The organism is Streptomyces sp. NPDC048288, assembly GCF_043201555.1.
Lineage (GTDB): Bacteria > Actinomycetota > Actinomycetes > Streptomycetales > Streptomycetaceae > Streptomyces.
The window spans coordinates 1,204,569-1,223,265 of sequence record NZ_JBICZD010000001.1 but is presented as its reverse complement, the minus strand read 5'-3'; the positions used below and the strand labels follow the sequence as shown (position 1 = coordinate 1,223,265).

22 protein-coding genes are annotated in these 18,697 nt (G+C 70.7%); 5 read left to right on the top strand and 17 right to left on the bottom strand.

What is annotated here, in order from left to right; translation table 11 throughout:
• Positions 1-223: 223 nt before the first annotated feature.
• The 5 genes from dapD to ACGFZS_RS05420 all read right to left on the bottom strand — a co-directional run bounded on the left by dapD (position 224) and on the right by ACGFZS_RS05420 (position 3,799).
• The gene (gene dapD, locus ACGFZS_RS05440; protein WP_355715212.1) at positions 224-1,213 is read right to left on the bottom strand and encodes a 2,3,4,5-tetrahydropyridine-2,6-dicarboxylate N-succinyltransferase; all 990 of its coding nucleotides are present in this window, start codon (positions 1,211-1,213) and stop codon (positions 224-226) included.
• A gap of 111 nt (positions 1,214-1,324) precedes the next feature.
• The gene (locus tag ACGFZS_RS05435; RefSeq protein ID WP_393793955.1) at positions 1,325-1,705 is read right to left on the bottom strand and encodes a hypothetical protein; all 381 of its coding nucleotides are present in this window, start codon (positions 1,703-1,705) and stop codon (positions 1,325-1,327) included.
• 123 nt (positions 1,706-1,828) lie between these two features.
• Complete coding sequence (locus ACGFZS_RS05430; protein ID WP_393655636.1) at positions 1,829-2,365, bottom strand: TetR/AcrR family transcriptional regulator; 537 nt, start codon at positions 2,363-2,365, stop codon at positions 1,829-1,831.
• Positions 2,365-2,685, bottom strand: coding sequence for a multidrug efflux SMR transporter (locus ACGFZS_RS05425; RefSeq protein ID WP_355715218.1), 321 nt, complete (start codon positions 2,683-2,685; stop codon positions 2,365-2,367). Before ACGFZS_RS05425 ends, ACGFZS_RS05430 begins: the two co-directional genes overlap by 1 nt.
• A 100-nt stretch (positions 2,686-2,785) precedes the next feature.
• On the bottom strand, positions 2,786-3,799 hold the full coding sequence (locus ACGFZS_RS05420; RefSeq protein WP_393793954.1) for a sulfotransferase family protein: 1,014 nt from the start codon (positions 3,797-3,799) through the stop codon (positions 2,786-2,788).
• Between the two features lie 244 nt (positions 3,800-4,043).
• Between ACGFZS_RS05420 and ACGFZS_RS05415 the strand changes: the two genes are divergently transcribed.
• Positions 4,044-4,940 (top strand): AbfB domain-containing protein, encoded by an 897-nt coding sequence (locus ACGFZS_RS05415; RefSeq protein ID WP_393793953.1) that lies wholly within the window; start codon positions 4,044-4,046, stop codon positions 4,938-4,940.
• Between the two features lie 56 nt (positions 4,941-4,996).
• Here the strand turns inward: ACGFZS_RS05415 and ACGFZS_RS05410 are convergent, their stop codons facing one another.
• From ACGFZS_RS05410 to ACGFZS_RS05375, 8 genes are read right to left on the bottom strand one after another with little or no spacing between them, the layout of a single operon-like run.
• On the bottom strand, positions 4,997-5,329 hold the full coding sequence (locus ACGFZS_RS05410; RefSeq protein WP_355715227.1) for a metal-sulfur cluster assembly factor: 333 nt from the start codon (positions 5,327-5,329) through the stop codon (positions 4,997-4,999).
• On the bottom strand, positions 5,326-5,796 hold the full coding sequence (gene sufU, locus ACGFZS_RS05405; protein WP_355715230.1) for a Fe-S cluster assembly sulfur transfer protein SufU: 471 nt from the start codon (positions 5,794-5,796) through the stop codon (positions 5,326-5,328). Before sufU ends, ACGFZS_RS05410 begins: the two co-directional genes overlap by 4 nt.
• A gap of 18 nt (positions 5,797-5,814) precedes the next feature.
• Positions 5,815-7,071, bottom strand: a complete 1,257-nt coding sequence (locus ACGFZS_RS05400) for a cysteine desulfurase (RefSeq protein ID WP_393793952.1) — start codon at positions 7,069-7,071, stop codon at positions 5,815-5,817.
• Positions 7,068-7,832 (bottom strand): Fe-S cluster assembly ATPase SufC, encoded by a 765-nt coding sequence (sufC, locus tag ACGFZS_RS05395; RefSeq protein ID WP_355715235.1) that lies wholly within the window; start codon positions 7,830-7,832, stop codon positions 7,068-7,070. The genes ACGFZS_RS05400 and sufC overlap by 4 nt, the downstream gene beginning before the upstream one ends.
• 7 nt (positions 7,833-7,839) lie before the next feature.
• Positions 7,840-8,163 carry a non-heme iron oxygenase ferredoxin subunit gene (locus ACGFZS_RS05390; RefSeq protein WP_365680686.1) on the bottom strand — a complete coding sequence of 108 codons (324 nt, stop codon included), beginning with the start codon at positions 8,161-8,163 and terminating at the stop codon, positions 7,840-7,842.
• On the bottom strand, positions 8,160-9,344 hold the full coding sequence (gene sufD / locus ACGFZS_RS05385; protein ID WP_393793951.1) for a Fe-S cluster assembly protein SufD: 1,185 nt from the start codon (positions 9,342-9,344) through the stop codon (positions 8,160-8,162). Before sufD ends, ACGFZS_RS05390 begins: the two co-directional genes overlap by 4 nt.
• A gap of 55 nt (positions 9,345-9,399) precedes the next feature.
• Positions 9,400-10,821, bottom strand: coding sequence for a Fe-S cluster assembly protein SufB (sufB, locus tag ACGFZS_RS05380; protein WP_189260921.1), 1,422 nt, complete (start codon positions 10,819-10,821; stop codon positions 9,400-9,402).
• Positions 10,818-11,552 carry a metalloregulator ArsR/SmtB family transcription factor gene (locus ACGFZS_RS05375; protein ID WP_359222065.1) on the bottom strand — a complete coding sequence of 245 codons (735 nt, stop codon included), beginning with the start codon at positions 11,550-11,552 and terminating at the stop codon, positions 10,818-10,820. Before ACGFZS_RS05375 ends, sufB begins: the two co-directional genes overlap by 4 nt.
• Positions 11,553-11,724: 172 nt before the next feature.
• Here ACGFZS_RS05375 and ACGFZS_RS05370 point away from each other — a divergent pair, with 172 nt between their 5' ends.
• From ACGFZS_RS05370 to ACGFZS_RS05355, 4 genes are read left to right on the top strand one after another with little or no spacing between them, the layout of a single operon-like run.
• On the top strand, positions 11,725-12,546 hold the full coding sequence (locus ACGFZS_RS05370) for an aminoglycoside N(3)-acetyltransferase (RefSeq protein WP_393655621.1): 822 nt from the start codon (positions 11,725-11,727) through the stop codon (positions 12,544-12,546).
• A 46-nt stretch (positions 12,547-12,592) separates the two neighbouring features.
• On the top strand, positions 12,593-13,516 hold the full coding sequence (locus tag ACGFZS_RS05365; RefSeq protein ID WP_393793950.1) for an ABC transporter ATP-binding protein: 924 nt from the start codon (positions 12,593-12,595) through the stop codon (positions 13,514-13,516).
• Positions 13,513-14,295 carry an ABC transporter permease gene (locus ACGFZS_RS05360; protein WP_393793949.1) on the top strand — a complete coding sequence of 261 codons (783 nt, stop codon included), beginning with the start codon at positions 13,513-13,515 and terminating at the stop codon, positions 14,293-14,295. The genes ACGFZS_RS05365 and ACGFZS_RS05360 overlap by 4 nt, the downstream gene beginning before the upstream one ends.
• A gap of 34 nt (positions 14,296-14,329) precedes the next feature.
• Positions 14,330-15,349 carry a heme A synthase gene (locus tag ACGFZS_RS05355; RefSeq protein ID WP_393793948.1) on the top strand — a complete coding sequence of 340 codons (1,020 nt, stop codon included), beginning with the start codon at positions 14,330-14,332 and terminating at the stop codon, positions 15,347-15,349.
• On the opposite strand, the gene ACGFZS_RS05350 is transcribed toward ACGFZS_RS05355, so the two are convergent.
• The 4 genes from ACGFZS_RS05350 to ACGFZS_RS05335 form a co-directional block, all read right to left on the bottom strand.
• Positions 15,304-16,041: a nucleotidyltransferase domain-containing protein gene (locus ACGFZS_RS05350; RefSeq protein WP_393793947.1), complete on the bottom strand. Its 738-nt coding sequence runs from the start codon at positions 16,039-16,041 to the stop codon at positions 15,304-15,306. The two genes, ACGFZS_RS05355 and ACGFZS_RS05350, sit on opposite strands and share 46 nt — an antisense overlap.
• Before the next feature lie 18 nt (positions 16,042-16,059).
• Positions 16,060-17,166, bottom strand: a complete 1,107-nt coding sequence (locus tag ACGFZS_RS05345) for an amidohydrolase family protein (RefSeq protein ID WP_393793946.1) — start codon at positions 17,164-17,166, stop codon at positions 16,060-16,062.
• 177 nt (positions 17,167-17,343) lie between these two features.
• Entirely contained in the window at positions 17,344-17,670 is a 327-nt protein-coding gene (locus ACGFZS_RS05340; protein WP_359222079.1) for a hypothetical protein, read from the bottom strand.
• A 58-nt stretch (positions 17,671-17,728) separates the two neighbouring features.
• Positions 17,729-18,682, bottom strand: coding sequence for a heme o synthase (locus ACGFZS_RS05335; protein ID WP_359222081.1), 954 nt, complete (start codon positions 18,680-18,682; stop codon positions 17,729-17,731).
• Positions 18,683-18,697: the final 15 nt, after the last annotated feature.

Here is an 18,697-nt window from a genome sequence, read left to right as displayed (position 1 = left end):
CGCTCGGCTGTCTCAGTTTCCGTCTCGTTCAGCCCCGTTCACGGCCGTTCAGGCGGGACCCGGAGCGTGTTGGCGGTTGGGTGCGTGCGAGCAGTGTGCTGCCGACCTCATCGAGGAAGCACGTGAGCGCCCTCCCCCGGGCCGTCCTCGGACCGTGGAAGGGCGCTCGGTGATGACCGGCGTCGACGGGGCGGCCGCAGGAGGTCACGGCGGCCGTCGTGCGTCAGTTGTGGCTGTGCAGGATCTCGTTGAGGCCGCCCCAGACCGCGTTGTTGGGGCGGGCCTCGACGGCGCCGGAGACCGAGTTGCGGCGGAAGAGGATGTTGGAGGCGCCGCTCAGCTCGCGGGCCTTGACGATCTGGCCGTCGGGCATGGTGACGCGGGTGCCCGCGGTGACGTACAGGCCGGCCTCGACCACGCACTCGTCGCCGAGGGCGATACCGACGCCCGCCTCGGCGCCGATCAGGCAGCGCTCGCCGATGGAGATGATGACGTTGCCGCCGCCGGACAGCGTGCCCATGGTGGAGGCGCCGCCGCCGATGTCCGAGCCGTTGCCGACCACGACGCCGGCGGAGATACGGCCCTCGACCATCGACGTGCCGAGCGTGCCGGCGTTGAAGTTGACGAAGCCCTCGTGCATGACGGTGGTGCCCTCGGAGAGGTGCGCGCCGAGGCGGACCCGGTCGGCGTCGGCGATGCGCACCCCCTTGGGGGCGACGTAGTCGGTCATCCGCGGGAACTTGTCGATCGAGGTGACCTGGAGGTGCAGGCCCTCGGCGCGGGCGTTGAGGCGGACCGTCTCGATGTCGTCGACGGCGACCGGGCCGAGGGAGGTCCAGGCGACGTTGGCGAGGAAGCCGAACTGGCCGTCCAGGCTCAGGCCGTGCGGCTTGACCAGGCGGTGCGAGAGCAGGTGCAGGCGCAGGTAGACGTCGTGCGCGTCGATCGGCTTCTCGTCGATCGAGGCGATGACCGTGCGGACCGCGACGACCTCGACGTTGCGGCGGGGGTCCGGGCCGATCGCGTCGGCCGCACCCGCGCCGAGGAGTTCCACGGCCTGCTCGGCGGTCAGGGTCTCGGTGCCGGCCGGGCCGGGCTCGGCGACCAGCTCGGGAGCGGGGAACCAGGTGTCGAGAACGGTGCCGTCGGCGGCGATGGTGGCGAGGCCGGCGGCCGCGGCGCCGGTGGTGCGAGGAGCAGTCGTGTCGGTCATGAGGGAAACCTAACCGGCCGGGGCCCGCGCAGGCCAACCAGCGACAGCGGTGTCTCGGGTGGCGGGCGGCCCGCACCCCCCACGTGGTGCGGGCCGCCCCGGTCCGGAGTGTCAGCCGCAGTCTCCGGCCTCGTCCACCACGGCCCTCGCGACGGTCGAGCCTCCGCCGACGACCTTGCCGCCCCGGACCATCCGCATGCCGACGATCCGGTACGTCTGCGGATCGATCAGCCACTGGTCCCGCATCGGCTCCCCGCTCACCGCGACCACCCGGCGCCCGGCGGCGGTCTCCGTGGCGAGGGCCCGGTGGAGCGAGGCCAGCCCCTTGGACGGCATGACGTCGGCGGTCAGCAGAACGCCGATCTCGACGCAGACGCAGACGCAGACGTCGCGCGGCGAGCGGCCGTCGCCCTCCCCGCCGTTCTCCCGGTGCATCTTGGTGACGTCGAGCTTGCGGTGCGTGCCGGTGGTGTCCGACCCCAGGTCGGCCATCGGCGGCCGCCGAGTCGCCCAGGCGCCGGTTCGTGGACGGCGGTGGTCCGCTCGCAAGGCTCCCTCTGGTTCGTCGGTGCGTGCGTGTCACCTCCTGTTGCCCGGTGGGGAACGGCGGGGCGGTCAGGGAATCACCCGTGCCAGTGCCTCGCGCGCGTACTCCTCGTCGTACGGAACGCCGGTGAGGAGCACCTGGAGGCAGATCCCGTCCATCAGCGCGACCAGCGCCCGCGCCGTGCGGGTGTCGGTACGGCGGGCGAGCCGGGCGGCGAGGTCCTCGGCCCACTCGGCGGCCACCGGGCGCAGGGCGGGGCGGCGCAGCGCGGCGAGGTAGAGCTCGTACTCCAGCTCGACGCCGGTGCGGTCGCCCGCGAGCCATTCGCCCATCAGTCCGGCGAGTTCGGTGGCGAGGTCGGCCCGGGGATCCTCCAGTCCCCCGCGCGAGGCGATCACCTTGGCGAAGCCCTCGCTGGCCTGGCGCAGCGCGGCGACCATCAGCTCGTCGAGGGTCTTGAAGTGGTACGTCGTGGAGCCGAGCGGCACATCCGCGGCGGCGGCCACGGAGCGGTGGCTCAGCCCGGCAAGCCCCTTCTCGCCGACCACCCGGATCGCCGCCTCGATGATCCGCTGCCGGCGCTCGGGGTCGTAACGGCGTGGCATCAGTGCGCGCCTCCCAGGTTCAGGACCACCACTCCCCCGATGATCAGCACGATTCCGGCGACCTTGACCAGGCTCAGCCCCTCGCCGAACAGCATCAGGCCGAGCACGGCGATGGTCGCGGTGCCGGCGCCGGACCAGATCGCGTACGCCGTGCCGATCGACACGGTCTTCAGCGTCTGGGCCAGGAGAAGGAAGGAGACGACGTAGCCCAGCGTCGTCAGCAGCGTCGGCCAGAGTCTGCTGAAGCCGTCGCTGTACTTCATCGCCGTCGTCGCGGCGACCTCGGCGGCTATGGCGCCGGCGAGCGTGAGGTATCCCATGTGTACGAGTGTACGCACCGTTGTGTACGACCGTACGCACCAGCGCCCCCACGGACCACCGACGTCGCTGCCGCTGCCGCAGCCAGCGTCGGTGCCGGTGTCACGCCGTGACCTCGTAGCCGGACCGGGCCGCCGCCACCGGGCCCGGTTCGCGCAGCCGGGTCAGCCGGTCGAGCAGCCGGCGCTTGGCGTGGGCCGCGCGGCGCAGGGCGAAGACGCGGCGGTAGCGGAGGAGTTCGGCCGGGTCGGGCCGGACCGCTCCGCTCGGTTCGTAGCCGTACCGGGCGAGGCGGTCGCCCAGGACGGCGTCGGCGAGCCGGATCTGATCCGGTGTCAGCCGCTGCTGCCAGCTGCCGGCGCGGGAGGTGTCGAGGGCGCCGCGGGTGCGGCGGTGCCAGGTCTTGCGGGCCGGTACGGCGGTACGGGCGAGGCGGTGCGGCTGGGTCATTGCCGGGTCGTACTCCTCGCCCAAGTAGGCGCAGATCAGCCGGAGTTGGGGCTCGGGATCGGCGACCAGGTCCTCGAAGCGGACCTCGTGCCAGGCGCCCGGGCCGAGCCGGCCGGCGTAGCGCCGGGTCACGTCCATCACCTGGGCCCAGGTGGCCACCGCCTCGTGGAAGCCGCAGTGCCACCAGGGCATGCCGAGCAGCGAGGCCGCGCAGTCCCGGCCGTCGCGGATCAGGTGCACGAACTGGGCGTCCGGGAAGAGCCGCAGGATCTCCTCGACGTGCAGGGCGTAGGCGGGCCGCTTGTCGCCCCAGCGGGCCTTGCCGTGGCTCTCCGCGTACGCCGCGAGGGCGATGCCGAGGGCCGAGCCGAGGGTGGGCGGGCCGTCGGCGATCCGGCCGGCGACGACCTCGGCGTCCAGGCCCAGTTCATGGAAACGGGTTTCCTTGCGGCCGGTGATCCACTGGGCGAGTCCGGCCCGGTTCAGGGGCTCCCGCAGGTCACCGAAGCTGAGCCGGCGCTCGTACGCGGGCAGCACGAAGCGGGTCTCCGGCGGCAGGGCGATCCGCGGATGGGCGTGCAGCATCAGCTGGAGCAGGGTCGTACCGGAGCGGGGGCAGCCGACGACGAAGACGGGGCGAGCAGGGGAAAACGCTGAGGTAGCCATCCGTGCCAGGCTGCCGTCGGGCGATGAGCCGGCACTGGGAGGGTGCTGAGAATGACGTTTGAACTCCCGTGCGTCACATGAGGATGTTTAATGCTCACAGAAACCGCTCGCTGAAACGGCTCCCCGCAGCCCCGCGACTCCACTAGTCTGTGCACCTCTGTGATCCATCAATGTTTCACATGTCACTCACCTCACCTTCACACCCCCGGCTGCCGCTGCCTTGGCGCCGCTGGAGGAAACGCGCATGCCAGAAACCACCCCCCAACCCCCGCCGCATCCCTCCTGGGAGAACGGCTGGGCCCCCGACACCTCACGGGCTCCCGGAACCCGAAGACTCTGGCTGGCCGGCACGCTGGCGATCGCCACGATCGTCGCCTGCGTCACGGCGATAGCCGTCAGCCGCACCACCCCTGACCAGGCGTCATCGACTCCCCCGGCGACCGACGCACACACCGACAACGGCCCCGGCCTGCTCTCCTTCGCCTCGCCCACGACGACGGGTGCGACCGCCCCCGCCAAGGACAAGTCGGGCATGGCGTCCACCGGGCCGACCGCGTCGGCCTCCGCCGCGGCCTCGGCGCACGGCACCACCCCCAAGGCCACGCCGACCGGCGCGAAGCCGTCCAAGTCCTCGTCGTCCACGGGCGGTTCGAGCGGCTCGGGCAGTTCGGGCGGCTCAGGCGGTTCGAGCGGCTCGGGCGGTTCGGGTCAACAGACCAGCAGCGCCCGCAAGTCGGTCCAGTCGGTCAACTACCCCGACCGTTACTGGCACGTGAGCGACGGTCTGGTGAAGCTGGACGCGCCACGCGGCTCGGAGTCCCGCGAGGACTCCTCGTTCACCGTGGTCAAGGGCCTCGCGAACAGCTCCTGCTTCTCGTTCAAGACGGCCGACGGCAGGTACCTGCGGCACCGCAACTTCATCCTGCGCGCCATGAGTGACGACGGCTCGTCCCTCTTCAGGCAGGACGCCACCTTCTGCGCCCGGGCCTCCTCCTACTCCGGCGCGGTCATGCTGGAGTCGGTGAACTACCCCGGCCGCTATCTCCGCCACCAGAACTTCCAGCTGAAGCTGGACCCCTACCAGAGCAGCGACCTCTACCGCGCGGACTCCGCGTTCCGGTTCGTGGACCCGCTGGACTGAGCGCACAGACGAAGGCGGCGGCACCCGAAGGTGCCGCCGCTTTCCCGTGCCCGGTCTCAGACGTTGAACCCGAGCGCCCGCAGCTGCTCGCGGCCGTCGTCGGTGATCTTGTCGGGGCCCCACGGGGGCATCCAGACCCAGTTGATGCGCAGTTCGTTGACGAGGCCGTCCGTGGCGGACTTGGCCTGGTCCTCGATGACGTCGGTCAGCGGGCAGGCCGCCGAGGTCAGGGTCATGTCGACGGTGGCGATGTTCGCGTCGTCGATGTGGATGCCGTAGATCAGGCCGAGGTTGACGACGTCGATGCCCAGCTCGGGGTCGACGACGTCGTACAGCGCCTCGCGGAGTTCTTCCTCCGAGGCCGGCTTCATCTCAGCGGTCTCGCTCATGCCGTCTTCCTTTCGGCGTCGGCCGCGCCGCCCAGCGCCTGGGCCGTCGCGTCCTTCCACGCCATCCAGCTCAGGAGGGCGCACTTGACCCGGGCGGGGTACTTGGAGACCCCGGCGAACGCGACCGCGTCCTCCAGGACCTCCTCCATCGCGTCGTCGGGCTCGATCCTGCCCTTGGACTGCATCAGCTCCAGGAAGGTCTCCTGGATCTTCTGCGCGTCGGCCAGCTCCCGGCCGACGAGCAGGTCGTTCAGTACGGAGGCCGAGGCCTGGCTGATGGAGCAGCCCTGGCCCTCGTACGAGACGTCCTCGATGGTCGTGCCGTCGTACTTCACTCGGAGGGTGATCTCGTCGCCGCACGTCGGGTTCACGTGGTGCACCTCGGCGTCGCCGTCCCGGAGACCACGCCCGTGCGGGTGCTTGTAGTGGTCCAGGATGACTTCCTGGTACATCGAATCCAGCTTCACGGTCTCAGCTCACGCCCTTCAGCCGAAGAAGTTCCGTACATGCTCCAGTCCCTCGACCAGAGCGTCGATCTCGGCCGGGGTGGAGTACAGATAGAACGACGCTCGCGTGGTCGCAGGAATTCCGTACCTGAGGCAGACCGGCCGCGCGCAGTGGTGGCCGACGCGGACCGCGATGCCCTGCTCGTCGAGGACCTGGCCCACGTCGTGCGGGTGGATGTCCCCGAGGGTGAAGGAGATCGCGGCGCCCCGGTCCTCGGCCGTGGTGGGGCCGATGATCTTCAGGTCCGGGACCTCGGCCAGCCGCTTCACCGCGTACTCGGTGAGCGCGTGCTCATGGGCGAGGATCTTGTCCATGCCGATGGCGTTGAGGTAGTCGATGGCCGCGCCGAGACCGACCGCCTGGGCGATCGGCGGGGTGCCCGCCTCGAACTTGTGGGGCGCCGGGGCGTACGTCGAGGAGTGCATCGAGACCGTCTCGATCATCTCGCCGCCGCCGAGGAACGGGGGCAGGTCCTCCAGCAGCTCCTGGCGGCCCCAGAGGACGCCGATGCCGGTCGGGCCGCACATCTTGTGGCCGGTGAAGGCCACGAAGTCGGCCTGGAGGGCCTGTACGTCCAGCGGCATGTGGGGCGCGGCCTGGGAGGCGTCGATGCAGACGAGCGCGCCGACCTCCTGGGCGCGGCGCACTATCGCCTCGACCGGGTTGACCGTGCCCAGGATGTTCGACACCAGCACGAAGGAGACGATCTTCGTCTTCTCCGTGATGATCTCGTTGATGTTGGACAGGTCGAGACGGCCGTCGTCGGTGAGGCCGAACCACTTCAGCTTCGCGCCCGTGCGCTGCGCGAGCAGCTGCCACGGCACGATGTTGGAGTGGTGCTCCATCTCCGTGATGACGATCTCGGTCTCGTGGTCCACCCGGTAGGGCTCGTCGGCCCAGCCGAGCATGTTGGCCACGAGGTTCAGCGACTCGGAGGCGTTCTTGGTGAAGATCACCTCGTCGCGGCTGGGCGCGTTGACGAACTCGGCGACCTTGTCGCGCGCGCCCTCGTACAGCGCCGTGGCCTCCTCGGCGAGCACATGCACACCGCGGTGGACGTTGGCGTTGTAGCGCTCGTAGTACTCGCTCAGGGCGTCCAGTACCTGGCGCGGCTTCTGGCTGGTCGCCGCGTTGTCCAGGTACACGAGCTTCTTGCCGTCGTGGACCAGCCGGTCCAGGACGGGGAAGTCCTTGCGGATCGCCTCGGTGTCGAGGAGGCCCGGCAGCTGTGTCACTCGGATGCGCCACCCTTCGTGTAAGCCTCGTAGCCCTCGTTCTCCAGCTTGTCGGCGAGCTCGGGACCGCCGGACTCGACGATCTTGCCGCCCGCGAAGACGTGGACGTGGTCGGGCTTGATGTAGCGCAGGATGCGCGTGTAGTGCGTGATCAGCAGGGTGCCGACCTCGCCGGTCTCGCGGACGCGGTTGACGCCCTCGGAGACGATGCGAAGGGCGTCGACGTCGAGGCCGGAGTCGGTCTCGTCGAGGATCGCGATCTTCGGCTTGAGCAGTTCGAGCTGGAGGATCTCGTGGCGCTTCTTCTCACCGCCGGAGAAGCCCTCGTTGACGTTGCGCTCGGCGAAGGAGGGGTCCATGGAGAGGCGCTCCATGGTCTCCTTGACCTCCTTCACCCAGGTACGCAGCTTGGGGGCCTCGCCGCGGATGGCGGTGGCGGAGGTGCGCAGGAAGTTGGAGACCGAGACGCCGGGGACCTCGACCGGGTACTGCATCGCCAGGAACAGGCCCGCGCGGGCGCGCTCGTCGACGGACATCTCCAGGACGTCCTCGCCGTCGAGCAGCACGGTGCCGCCGGTGATCGTGTACTTCGGGTGACCGGCCAGCGAGTAGGCGAGGGTCGACTTGCCGGAGCCGTTGGGGCCCATGATGGCGTGCGTCTCGCCCTGCTTCACGGTCAGGTCGACGCCCTTGAGGATCTCCTTCGTGGCGTTGTCGGCCTCGACGGTGACGTGCAGGTCTCGGATTTCAAGCGTTGCCATGGGTGCCTCAGGACTCCTGGGTGAGGGAGACGAGCACGTCGTCCCCTTCGATCTTTACGGGGTAAACGGGGACGGGGCGCGTGGCCGGGAGGCCGGACGGCTTGCCGGTGCGCAGGTCGAAGCTGGAGCCGTGCAGCCAGCACTCGATCTGGCAGTCCTCCACCTCGCCCTCGGAGAGCGAGACGTTGGCGTGGGAGCAGATGTCGTGGATCGCGAACACCTCTCCCTCGGTCTTCACGACCGAGACCGGCGTGCCGTCGAGTTCCACCCGCTTGGGGGTGTCCTCCGCCAGCTCGCTCAGCCCGCAGGCGCGTACGAAGGTGCTGGTCATGCGACCGAGGCCTCCAGCTCCTCCTCGATCTTGGCGAGCAGGCGCTCCTCGATGTCGGCGACACCGATCTGCTGGACCAGCTCGGCGAAGAAGCCGCGGACGACGAGGCGGCGGGCCTCGTGCTGCGGGATGCCGCGGGCCATCAGGTAGAAGAGCTGCTCGTCGTCGAAGCGGCCGGTGGCGGAGGCGTGGCCGGCGCCGACGATCTCGCCGGTCTCGATCTCCAGGTTCGGCACCGAGTCGACCCGCGCGCCGTCCGTGAGGACCAGGTTGCGGTTCATCTCGTAGGTGTCGGTGCCCTCGGCCTTGGCCTCGATGAGGACGTCACCGATCCACACCGCGTGCGCGTCGTCGCCCTGGAGCGCGCCCTTGTAGGCGACGTTGGACTTGCAGTGCGGGGTGTTGTGGTCGACGAGGAGGCGGTGCTCCTGGTGCTGCCCGGCGTCGGTGAAGTACAGGCCGTACAGCTCGGCCTCGCCGCCGGTGCCGGCGTAGGCGACGCGCGGGTGCAGTCGTACGACGTCGCCGCCGAAGGTGACGACCACGGACTTGAAGCTGGCGTCGCGGCCGACCAGGGCGTTGTGCTGGGCGACGTGGACGGCCTTGTCGTCCCAGTCCTGGACGGAGACGACGGTGAGCTTGGCGCCGTCGCCGAGGACGTACTCGACGTTGGCGGCGGTGACCACGTCACCGGTGTGGTCGATGACGACGACGGCCTCGGCGAAGGCACCCAGCTCGATGACCTGGTGGCCGAAGGCGACGCCGCCCTGGCCGTGCACGCTGATCCGGATCGGCTCGGTGAGCACCGTCTCCTTGGGGACGGTGACCACGCCGGCCTGCTCGAAGGCGGAGTATGCCTGGGCGGCGACCCGGTCCACGGGGGCGCCGGCCCGGCCGAGCCGGGGGTCGTCGCGGCCGACCAGCTCGACGGTGACGCCCTCGGGGGCCTCCACCGCGACCTTCAGGCTGTCGCCGGTGGCGACCGCCGTGCCGTCGTGCAGCCCGCGCAGGCGCTCCAGCGGGGTGAACCGCCACTCCTCCTCGCGGCCGTGCGGGACCGGGAAGTCCGCGACGTCGAAGGACGGGGGCGCGCTCATGCGCGTGGCGACGGTCGACTCGGCGGCCACCGCGATGGCGCCGGCGGTGGTGGAGCCCACCGGGGTGTTCTGAGCCTCAGCCATGGCTGTCGGTCTGCTCGCTTTCTTACGTGAGTGGCGTGACGGTGAGGGCGGTGGCTTAGCCGACCGCGCCTTCCATCTGGAGCTCGATCAGCCGGTTGAGTTCGAGGGCGTACTCCATGGGGAGCTCCTTGGCGATCGGCTCGACGAAGCCGCGCACGATCATCGCCATCGCCTCGAACTCGGTCAGGCCACGGCTCATCAGGTAGAAGAGCTGGTCCTCGGAGACCTTGGAGACGGTCGCCTCGTGGCCCATGGACACGTCGTCCTCGCGGACGTCGACGTACGGGTACGTGTCCGAGCGGGAGATGGTGTCGACCAGCAGCGCGTCGCAGAGCACGTTGGACTTGGAGCCGGCGGCGCCCTCGCCGATCTCGACGAGACCGCGGTAGGACGTGCGGCCACCGCCACGGGCGACGGACTTCGACACGATGTTGGAGGAGGTGTTCGGCGCCATGTGGACCATCTTGGAGCCGGCGTCCTGGTGCTGGCCCTCGCCCGCGAAGGCGATGGAGAGGGTCTCGCCCTTGGCGTGCTCGCCCATCAGGTAGACGGCCGGGTACTTCATCGTCACCTTGGAGCCGATGTTGCCGTCGATCCACTCCATGGTGGCGCCCTCGTAGGCGACGGCGCGCTTGGTGACCAGGTTGTAGACGTTGTTCGACCAGTTCTGGATGGTCGTGTAGCGGCAGCGGGCGTTCTTCTTGACGATGATCTCGACCACGGCGCTGTGCAGCGAGTCCGACTTGTAGATCGGGGCCGTACAGCCCTCGACGTAGTGCACGTAGGCGCCCTCGTCGACGATGATCAGGGTCCGCTCGAACTGGCCCATGTTCTCCGTGTTGATCCGGAAGTAGGCCTGCAGCGGGATCTCGACGTGCACGCCCTTCGGCACGTAGATGAAGGAGCCGCCCGACCACACGGCGGTGTTCAGCGACGCGAACTTGTTGTCACCGACGGGGATGACGGTGCCGAAGTACTCCTTGAAGAGCTCCGGGTGCTCCTTCAGCGCGGTGTCGGTGTCCAGGAAGATGACGCCCTGCTCCTCCAGGTCCTCGCGGATCTGGTGGTAGACGACCTCCGACTCGTACTGGGCGGCGACACCGGCGACCAGGCGCTGCTTCTCCGCCTCCGGGATGCCCAGCTTGTCGTAGGTGTTCTTGATGTCCTCGGGCAGGTCCTCCCAGGACTCCGCCTGCTTCTCGGTGGAGCGCACGAAGTACTTGATGTTGTCGAAGTCGATGCCCGACAGGTCCGAGCCCCAGTTCGGCATGGGCTTCTTCTCGAAGAGGCGCAGGCCCTTGAGGCGGAGCTTGGTCATCCACTCGGGCTCGGACTTCTTCGCGGAGATGTCCCGGACGACGTCCTCGTTGATGCCGCGCTTGGCGGAGGCGCCGGCCGTGTCGGAGTCGGCCCAGCCGTATTCGTACTTGCCCAGGCCTTCGAGCTCAGGGTGGGCAGTCTCCGTGGGGAGAGTCATGCGGGGTTCCTCCCGGCCGTGCTAGCAGATGCGTCAGTGGAAATCTTGGGGATGAACGTCGTGCAGACGCCGTCGCCGTGCGCGATGGTCGCCAGTCGCTGGACGTGCGTTCCGAGCAGCTCGGCGAAGATCTCCGTCTCCGCCTCGCACAGCTGGGGGAACTGCTCCGCGACATGGGCGACCGGGCAGTGGTGCTGGCACAGCTGTTCGCCGACCGGTGCGCTGCGCGCCGTGGCAGCGTACCCGTCCACGCTCAGCGCCCTGGCCAGCGCCTCGGCCCGCTCGTCGGGGCGCACGCTCTCGATCGCCTTGCGGTAGGCGCGCGCCTGGGCGGTGATCCGGGCCCGGGCGAAGGCGGCGACCGCCTCCTGGCCGCCCCCCTGCTCGGCGATCCAGCGCAGCGCGTCGGCGGCCAGCTTGTCGTACGACTGGTCGAAGGCGTCCCGGCCGCAGTCGGTGAGGGCGAAGACCTTGGCGGGCCGGCCGCGGGTCCGTGCGCCGTACACCCGCTGCTCGCGTGCCTCCACGACATCGTCGGCGACCAGCGCGTCCAGATGCCGGCGTACGGCCGCCGGGGTCAGGCCCAGGCGTCCGGCCAGCTCGGTGACGGTCGACGGGCCGTGGTCCAGGATCGACCGCGCGACCCGGTTGCGCGTGGAACGCTCACCGGTCGCCAGCTCCTCCTGCGGGACCCCGATGGGGGTCTCCCGAGCCTCGTCGACGTTTTTCACAACGCCATTGTTGCGTAATTCCTCAGAGGCAGGCAAGCCGCGTCCGGGCGACCCGACGGTGCCCTGCGTCACTTAGGCATACCTAATCTGACCTGGGGAAACGATCTTTGATCGATCATCCCTCAGCCAAACCGGTGGCGCGCGACCGCCCCCTCCGCAAGACTCCGGAACCATGCCCACACCCCCTCCGACCGGCCCTCTTGTCACGCGGGACACCCTCGCGCAGCAGCTTCGCGCCCTCGGTGTCAAGCCCGGCGAGACCCTCCTCGTCCACACCTCACTCAGCTCCCTCGGCTGGGTCAACGGCGGAGCCGTGGCCGTCGTCCAGGGACTCCTCGACGCGCTCGGCACGGGCGGCACGGGCGGCACGGGCGGCACCCTGGTGGTCCCCACCCAGACCGGCGACCTCTCCGACCCGGCGGTCTGGCAGCACCCGCCGGTGCCCGAGGAGTGGTGGCCGACGATCCGGGCGACCATGCCGGAGTACGACCCCCTGCGCACGCCCTCGCGCGGGGTCGGGGTGATCCCCGAGACCGTACGGAACTGGCCGGGCGCCCTGCGCAGCGCGCACCCGCAGACCTCCTTCGCGGCGATCGGCCCCCGCGCGGCCGAGATCACCGAGGGCCACGCCCCCGACTGCCGGCTCGGCGAGCAGAGCCCGCTGGCCCGGCTGGAGAAGCTGGACGCGCGGGTGCTGATGCTCGGCACCGGCTACGCCACCTGTACCGCCTTCCACCTGGCCGAGTACCGCATCCCCTCGCCGCGCGTCGCGGTCGGCAGGCCCGCGCCCGGCGGCGGCTGGGAGGAGGTGACGGAGGTGTCGATCACCTCCGACCGCTTCGACGAACTGGGCTACGACTTCGAACGCGACCGCCCGGTCGTCGTCCGCGGCACGGTCGGCGCGGCCGAGACCCGGCTGTTCCCGATGGCCGAAGCCGTGGCCTACGCCGAGCGATGGCTGGCCGTACACCGACCCCGTGAGGAGGAGATCTAGCACCCGGCCGTCCGGGTGACGCCGGGCGTCCTTAGACTCTGTCACCATGCGAAGTGAGCCCGTGGTCCAGGTGCGGGACCTGGTGAAGCGGTACGGCACGAAGACCGCCGTGGACGGCCTCGACCTGGTGGCCCGGCCCGGGGTGACCGCCGTACTCGGCCCCAACGGAGCGGGCAAGACGACGACGATCGAGACCTGCGAGGGGTACCGCCGGCCGGATTCCGGCTCGGTGCGCGTCCTGGGCCTCGACCCCGTACGCCAGTCCGCCGAGCTGCGCCCCAAGGTGGGCGTGATGCTCCAGTCCGGCGGCGTCTACTCCGGCGCCCGCGCGGACGAGATGCTGCGGCACGTGGCCAGACTGCACGCGCATCCGCTCGACGTGGACGCGCTGATCGAACGGCTGGGCCTGGGAGGCTGCGGCCGGACGTCGTACCGGCGCCTCTCCGGCGGCCAGCAGCAGCGCCTCGCGCTCGCGATGGCCGTGGTCGGCCGCCCGGAACTGGTCTTCCTCGACGAGCCGACGGCCGGACTCGACCCGCAGGCCCGGCGGGCCACCTGGGACCTGGTCCGGGACCTGCGCACCGACGGCGTCTCGGTCATCCTCACCACCCACCACATGGACGAGGCCGAGCAGCTCGCCGACGACGTCGCGATCATCGACGCCGGCCGGGTGATCGCCCAGGGCTCCCCCGAGGAGCTGTGCAAGGGCGGCGCCGAGAACACCCTGAGGTTCACCGGCCGCCCCGGCCTCGACGTCGGCTCGCTCCTCAAGGCGCTCCCCACCGACAGCTCGGCCGCCGAGCTGACCCCGGGCTCCTACCGGGTCATGGGCAAGGTCAATCCACAGCTGCTGGCCACGGTGACCTCGTGGTGCGCCCAGCACGGGGTGATGCCGGACCGCATCTCGGTCGAACGCCACACCCTGGAAGACGTCTTCCTTGAGCTGACCGGCAAGGAGCTGCGCTCATGACCACCGCGACCGACACCGGCACCGGCACGTACACCCCCCGGCCGGGCGCCGCCCCGCTGCTCCGCATGATCGCGGCGCAGGCGGCCCTGGAGACGCGGATGCTGCTGCGCAACGGCGAGCAGCTGCTGCTGACGGTCGTCATCCCGACCCTCCTGCTCGTCCTGTTCAGCTCGGTGGACGTCGTCGACACGGGCGCGGGCAAGTCGGTCGACTTCCTCGCCCCCGGCGTCCTCGCCCTCGCCGTCATGTCCACGGCCTTCACCGGCCAGGCCATCGCGACGGGCTTCGAGCGCCGCTACGGCGTCCTCAAGCGGCTCGCCTCCTCCCCGCTGCCCCGCTGGGGCCTGATGGCCGCGAAGACCGCGTCGGTCCTGGTCACGGAGATCCTCCAGGTCGTCCTCCTGACGGTGATCGCCTTCGCCCTCGGCTGGTCCCCGCACGGCAACCCCCTCGCCGTCCTGCTCCTGCTGGTCCTCGGCACGGCCGCCTTCTCCGGGCTGGGCCTGCTGATGGCGGGCACGCTCAAGGCGGAGGCGACCCTGGCCGCCGCCAACCTGGTCTTCCTGCTGCTGCTCGTGGGCGGCGGGGTCATCGTCCCGCTGGACAAGTTCGGCGGCGCCCAGGACGTCCTCGGCCTGCTGCCCATCTCCGCCCTGTCGGACGGGCTGCGGGACGTGCTCCAGCACGGGGCCGGGACACCCTGGGGCGACCTGGGGATCCTCGGTGTGTGGGCGGTGCTGGGCCTGGCCGCCGCGGGCCGTTTCTTCCGCTGGGAGTGACCCTCGTGAACGCATGCACAAGCGGCCCCCTACGATGGTGCGCGTGCCAAAGCTGACCCCCGCCGACGCCGTAGCGGCGCTGCGCAACCCGCTCGCCTTCATCGCCGACCGCTGGACTCCGCAGCCCCGGACCGTCCGGCGGGCCGCGCTCGCCGCGCTCGTCATGTCGGTGGTCATCGTGGTCACCGGCGGCGCGGTGCGGCTCACCGGCTCGGGCCTCGGCTGCCCGACCTGGCCCGAGTGCACCGCCGGCTCGCTGACCCCGACGAACGCGCTGAGCTACCACAGCGCCATCGAGTTCACGAACCGCATGCTGACGTACGTGCTGTGCGCGGCGGTCGGCTGGGCGATCATCGCCGCCCGGTCCGAGAAGCCGTACCGGCGCGGCCTGACCCGGCTGGGCTGGGCGCAGTTCTGGCTGGTGATGAGCAACGCGGTCCTCGGCGGGATCGTGGTGCTGGTCGGGCTCAACCCGTACACCGTCGCCGCCCACTTCCTGCTGGCGACGGCCCTCATCACGGTCGCCGCCGTGATGTGGCAGCGCACCGGCGAGGGCGACGGGGAGCCGCGGCCGCTGGTCGGCAAGGCCGTGCAGCAGCTGGTGTGGGCCCTGGTGGTGGTGTCGTTGCTGCTCATCGCCGTGGGCACCGTGGTGACCGGCGCGGGACCGCACCCGGGCGACTCCGGCGACGTCGAGCGCATCGACGTCAGCTGGTCGGGCGTCGCCGAGCTGCATGCGGTGCTGGCCTGGATCGTGGTGTCGCTGACCTTCGCGCTGTGGTTCTTCCTCAAGGGCGTCGGCGCGCCCCAGGGACCGCGCGACCGCGTCCGCGACCTGTTCCTGATCCTGCTCGGCCAGGGCGTGATCGGTTACGTCCAGTACTTCACCCACCTGCCGACGGTCCTGGTCGGCCTCCACATGTTCGGCTCCTGCCTGGTGTGGATCGGTGTGCTGCGGGTCCTGCTGTCCCTGCGGGAGCGCGCCGACGTGAGGGCCGAGCTGCCCGCTCAGTCGTACGACGCGGTGAGCGCGTCGATCGCCGGGACCAAGTAGTCCCGGGTGAGGCGGGCCCGGTCTGCCGTCCACTGCTCGGTGGGCGGCGCGGGGGTGTCGTAGCGGCGGCTGCGGACGTCCTCGACGACCTCGGTGGGCGCGCCCAGGCCGGGCAGCAGGTCGAGTGCCTCGCGCTTGGAGATCAGCCGGCCCTCGCGGGCGGTGACGGTGGCCCGGGCGAAGGTGATCAGCCCCAGGTCGACCCAGACGTCCCGGGTCCACAGCGGGACGTTGTCCAGGGCGGGCCGCCAGAAGTCGCGCTGGTCGCGGACGACGAAGTCGGTGAGTTCCCGGTCCTCCACCGGCGGCAGCAGACCGGCGGGCGGGCGGCCGTGCAGCACCCGCCCGAAGGCGTGCAGCTCGCGCCGGGTCACCGGGGTGACCGTCCGCCGGAACAGCTCCTCGTGCGCCCAGGTCGGATGGCGCCGGCCGGGATCGGCCGCCGTCGCAGGGGTCAGATAGGTGCAGTGCAGCCCCGCGGCGAGCGGCAGCGCGCGCAGCCGGGCGTGGACCAGGGCGATCCGCCAGACGACGGCCGGGGTCACCCGGCCCGGCAGCACCGCGATCAGGTCCAGGTCGCTGCGGCCCTCCTGGTAGTCACCGGCGGCGAGCGAGCCGTGCGCCCAGACGGCGACCGGGTCCAGCGACGACAGCTCGCGGACGAAGCGGGCCAGTAACGTCTCGGTGTCCATCCGCCCAGTCTGTACAGCTCACTCCAGGCCGTACACCCGTTTCGCGTTCCCCGCCGCGATCAGCTTCGCCACCCGCTGGGCGTCCCCCAGCGACCAGGCGCCCTCGGCGGCCCAGCCGCCCAGCACCCGGGCGAGCGACTCGCGGAAGAGCCGGGCGCCGACCACGTGCAGCTCGGGCAGGCCGTGGGCACCGCTGGAGAAGAGGATCTTGCCGAAGGGGGCCAGTTCCAGGATCTCGGCGAGGATGCTCGCGGCGCGGGCACCGGTACGGACCAGGGCCGCGCCGGAGTCGGCGTAGACGTGCGGGAAGACGCCGGCGAGGTGGGCGGCGTGGCGGTGGTAGGGGTAGCCGTGCAGCAGGACCAGGTCGGTGCCGAGCCCCGCGGTGGCCCGGACGAAGTCGGTGAGCAGGACCGGGTCGGTCCGGTCGATCCGGGCGCCGGGCTCGCCGAGGCCCGCGTGCAGCTGGAGGGGGAGGCCGGAGGCCACCGCGATCCACAGCAGGTGCCGTAGCAGCACCGGGTCGGACAGCTCGCCGCCGACCCGGCGGCCCGCCAGCCAGCGGCCGGCCGCGCCCCGCACCTCGCCGGGGCCGGGCGGCTCGGGGGCCAGGGCGAGGCCGTGCCGGAGACCGGCGACCGAGGTGAAGGCGACCGCGTTCGCCGCGGCGCCGTGCACCGACTCGGCGAGGTTGGCGAGGAAGGACTCGACGGTGCCGGAGGTGTCGGCGACCTGCTCCGCGAGGAGTTCCAGGCGGACGATCTCGCGGGCCTGGGCGTCGCCGGCCGAGGCCATCTCGGTGGGGCCGGTGAGGTCGCCGGGCAGGCCGGTGTCGACGAGGTAGGTGGTGATGCCGCTGCCGCGCAGGAGCCGGCGGCCCGCCTCCAGGACGCCGAGTTCACGGCGCCGGGCGAGGTAGCGGGCGGGTGGGCAGTGGGGTTCCAGGCCGAGGAGCGGGGGGCACCAGCGGCGTACCGCGAAACCGGTCTGGGTGTCGAAGAGGGTGGTGCCGGGGGCCGGGGGACCTTCGGTGCGGGCGAGCTGGGCCTCGAAGGTGCCGAGGCCGAGCTCCGTGCGCAGCACTCCGTGGCAGTACTGGTCCACCAAGGACGGCGTTTCGATCATCCTGGCTCCCGTGTGGACGGCTACTTGACCGTCTTAACGGGTGAACCGGGATGGAGGTCGCGGTCCGGGGTGGGTGGTACCGGTTGTACGGCGGGTGCGGGCCGTGTGTGGCTGGTCGCGCCCACGCGGCGGAGCCGCATATCAGATACAGCCCCGCGCCCCTGAAGGGGCGCTGGATCAGCCGCCCACTTGAATGCCGGCCATCCGCTTCCACTCGTACGGGCCGGTCTGGACCTTGGCCGCGAACTCGCCGTCGAAGGACTCGTGGACGGTGATGCCCGCCTTCTCCACCGCCTGCTGGGCGATCTCGGTGCTCGGGGCCACCAGGTCGCCCCAGCCGCCGTCCGCGCCGACGAGGACGATGCGGGCGCCGCGTTCGCCGATGTAGGCCACCTGGCCCTCGGCGCCGCCGTGGGCCTTGGCGAAGGTGCTGATCTGCTTGGCGAGGCGCGCGACCTTGCGCTCGGCCTTCTGGTCCGCCTCAACCTGCTGCGTGTCTGCCATGAGCAGGATGCTACTCAGCGGTAGATCGGCTGGCGAGGGCAGGGCGGTGTGACGTGGGTCAGCGAAGGAAGGGGTCGACCGCCACGGCCACGAAGAGCAGGGAGACGTAGGTGATGGACCAGTGGAACAGGCGCATCTCCTTGAGCTTCCCGCCCGACACCTCGGACTTCGCGCGGTGCTGCAGGGCGTGTGCCTCCCACAGCCACCAGCCGCCCGCCGCCAGGGCGACCAGGGTGTAGAACCAGCCGGTGTAGCCGAGGGGGGTCAGGAGGAGGGAGACGGCGACCATCACCCAGCTGTAGATGACGATCTGCTTGGCGACCACCTTGTTGGAGGCGATGACCGGCAGCATCGGGACGCCCACGCGCGCGTAGTCGTCCTTCACCTTCATGGACAGCGGCCAGTAGTGCGGCGGCGTCCAGAAGAAGATGACGAGGAAGAGGATGAGCGGCGCCCAGGAGAGCGAGTCCGTGACGGCCGACCAGCCGATCAGCACCGGCATGCAGCCGGCGATCCCGCCCCACACGATGTTCTGCGAGGTACGCCGCTTGAGGATCATCGTGTAGACGACGACGTAGAAGAGGAGCGCTCCGAGTGACAGCCAGGCGCTCAGCCAGTTGACGGTGAGGCCGAACAGCAGCGTGGAGACGACCGCCAGGCTGATACCGAAGGCGAGGCACTCACGCGGGCTGACCATGCCGGTCACCAGCGGACGCTGCGAGGTGCGGTCCATCAGCGCGTCGATGTCCCGGTCGATGTACATGTTCAGCGCGTTGGCGCCACCCGCGGACAGGTAGCCGCCGACGCAGGTGAGCAGCACCAGCGTCAGATCGGGCACGCCCTGCTGCGCGAGGAACATCACCGGAACGGTGGTGATGAGCAGCAGCTCGATGATCCGTGGCTTGGTCAGCGCCACGAAAGCTTTGACACGGGCCCCGAACGGCCGGTGACTCGGGCTCTCGCTCGCACCGAGTACCCCCGCTGGACGGGATTCGACGGCCGTCACGCACACCCCTGACAGAGACTC

Excerpts from the sequence above, each read along its gene's own strand:
- ACGFZS_RS05370 (WP_393655621.1), top strand. The coding sequence starts at position 11,725 with ATGCCCACACCCCCTCCGACCGGCCCTCTTGTCACGCGGGACACCCTC.
- sufB (WP_189260921.1), bottom strand. The coding sequence starts at position 10,821 with ATGACTCTCCCCACGGAGACTGCCCACCCTGAGCTCGAAGGCCTGGGC.
- ACGFZS_RS05360 (WP_393793949.1), top strand. The coding sequence starts at position 13,513 with ATGACCACCGCGACCGACACCGGCACCGGCACGTACACCCCCCGGCCG.
- ACGFZS_RS05415 (WP_393793953.1), top strand. The coding sequence starts at position 4,044 with ATGCCAGAAACCACCCCCCAACCCCCGCCGCATCCCTCCTGGGAGAAC.
- dapD (WP_355715212.1), bottom strand. The coding sequence starts at position 1,213 with ATGACCGACACGACTGCTCCTCGCACCACCGGCGCCGCGGCCGCCGGC.
- ACGFZS_RS05390 (WP_365680686.1), bottom strand. The coding sequence starts at position 8,163 with ATGACCAGCACCTTCGTACGCGCCTGCGGGCTGAGCGAGCTGGCGGAG.
- ACGFZS_RS05430 (WP_393655636.1), bottom strand. The coding sequence starts at position 2,365 with ATGCCACGCCGTTACGACCCCGAGCGCCGGCAGCGGATCATCGAGGCG.
- sufD (WP_393793951.1), bottom strand. The coding sequence starts at position 9,344 with ATGGCTGAGGCTCAGAACACCCCGGTGGGCTCCACCACCGCCGGCGCC.
- sufC (WP_355715235.1), bottom strand. The coding sequence starts at position 7,832 with ATGGCAACGCTTGAAATCCGAGACCTGCACGTCACCGTCGAGGCCGAC.
- ACGFZS_RS05435 (WP_393793955.1), bottom strand. The coding sequence starts at position 1,705 with ATGGCCGACCTGGGGTCGGACACCACCGGCACGCACCGCAAGCTCGAC.
- ACGFZS_RS05350 (WP_393793947.1), bottom strand. The coding sequence starts at position 16,041 with ATGGACACCGAGACGTTACTGGCCCGCTTCGTCCGCGAGCTGTCGTCG.
- ACGFZS_RS05365 (WP_393793950.1), top strand. The coding sequence starts at position 12,593 with ATGCGAAGTGAGCCCGTGGTCCAGGTGCGGGACCTGGTGAAGCGGTAC.
- ACGFZS_RS05425 (WP_355715218.1), bottom strand. The coding sequence starts at position 2,685 with ATGGGATACCTCACGCTCGCCGGCGCCATAGCCGCCGAGGTCGCCGCG.
- ACGFZS_RS05345 (WP_393793946.1), bottom strand. The coding sequence starts at position 17,166 with ATGATCGAAACGCCGTCCTTGGTGGACCAGTACTGCCACGGAGTGCTG.
- ACGFZS_RS05340 (WP_359222079.1), bottom strand. The coding sequence starts at position 17,670 with ATGGCAGACACGCAGCAGGTTGAGGCGGACCAGAAGGCCGAGCGCAAG.
- ACGFZS_RS05355 (WP_393793948.1), top strand. The coding sequence starts at position 14,330 with ATGGTGCGCGTGCCAAAGCTGACCCCCGCCGACGCCGTAGCGGCGCTG.
- ACGFZS_RS05420 (WP_393793954.1), bottom strand. The coding sequence starts at position 3,799 with ATGGCTACCTCAGCGTTTTCCCCTGCTCGCCCCGTCTTCGTCGTCGGC.
- ACGFZS_RS05410 (WP_355715227.1), bottom strand. The coding sequence starts at position 5,329 with ATGAGCGAGACCGCTGAGATGAAGCCGGCCTCGGAGGAAGAACTCCGC.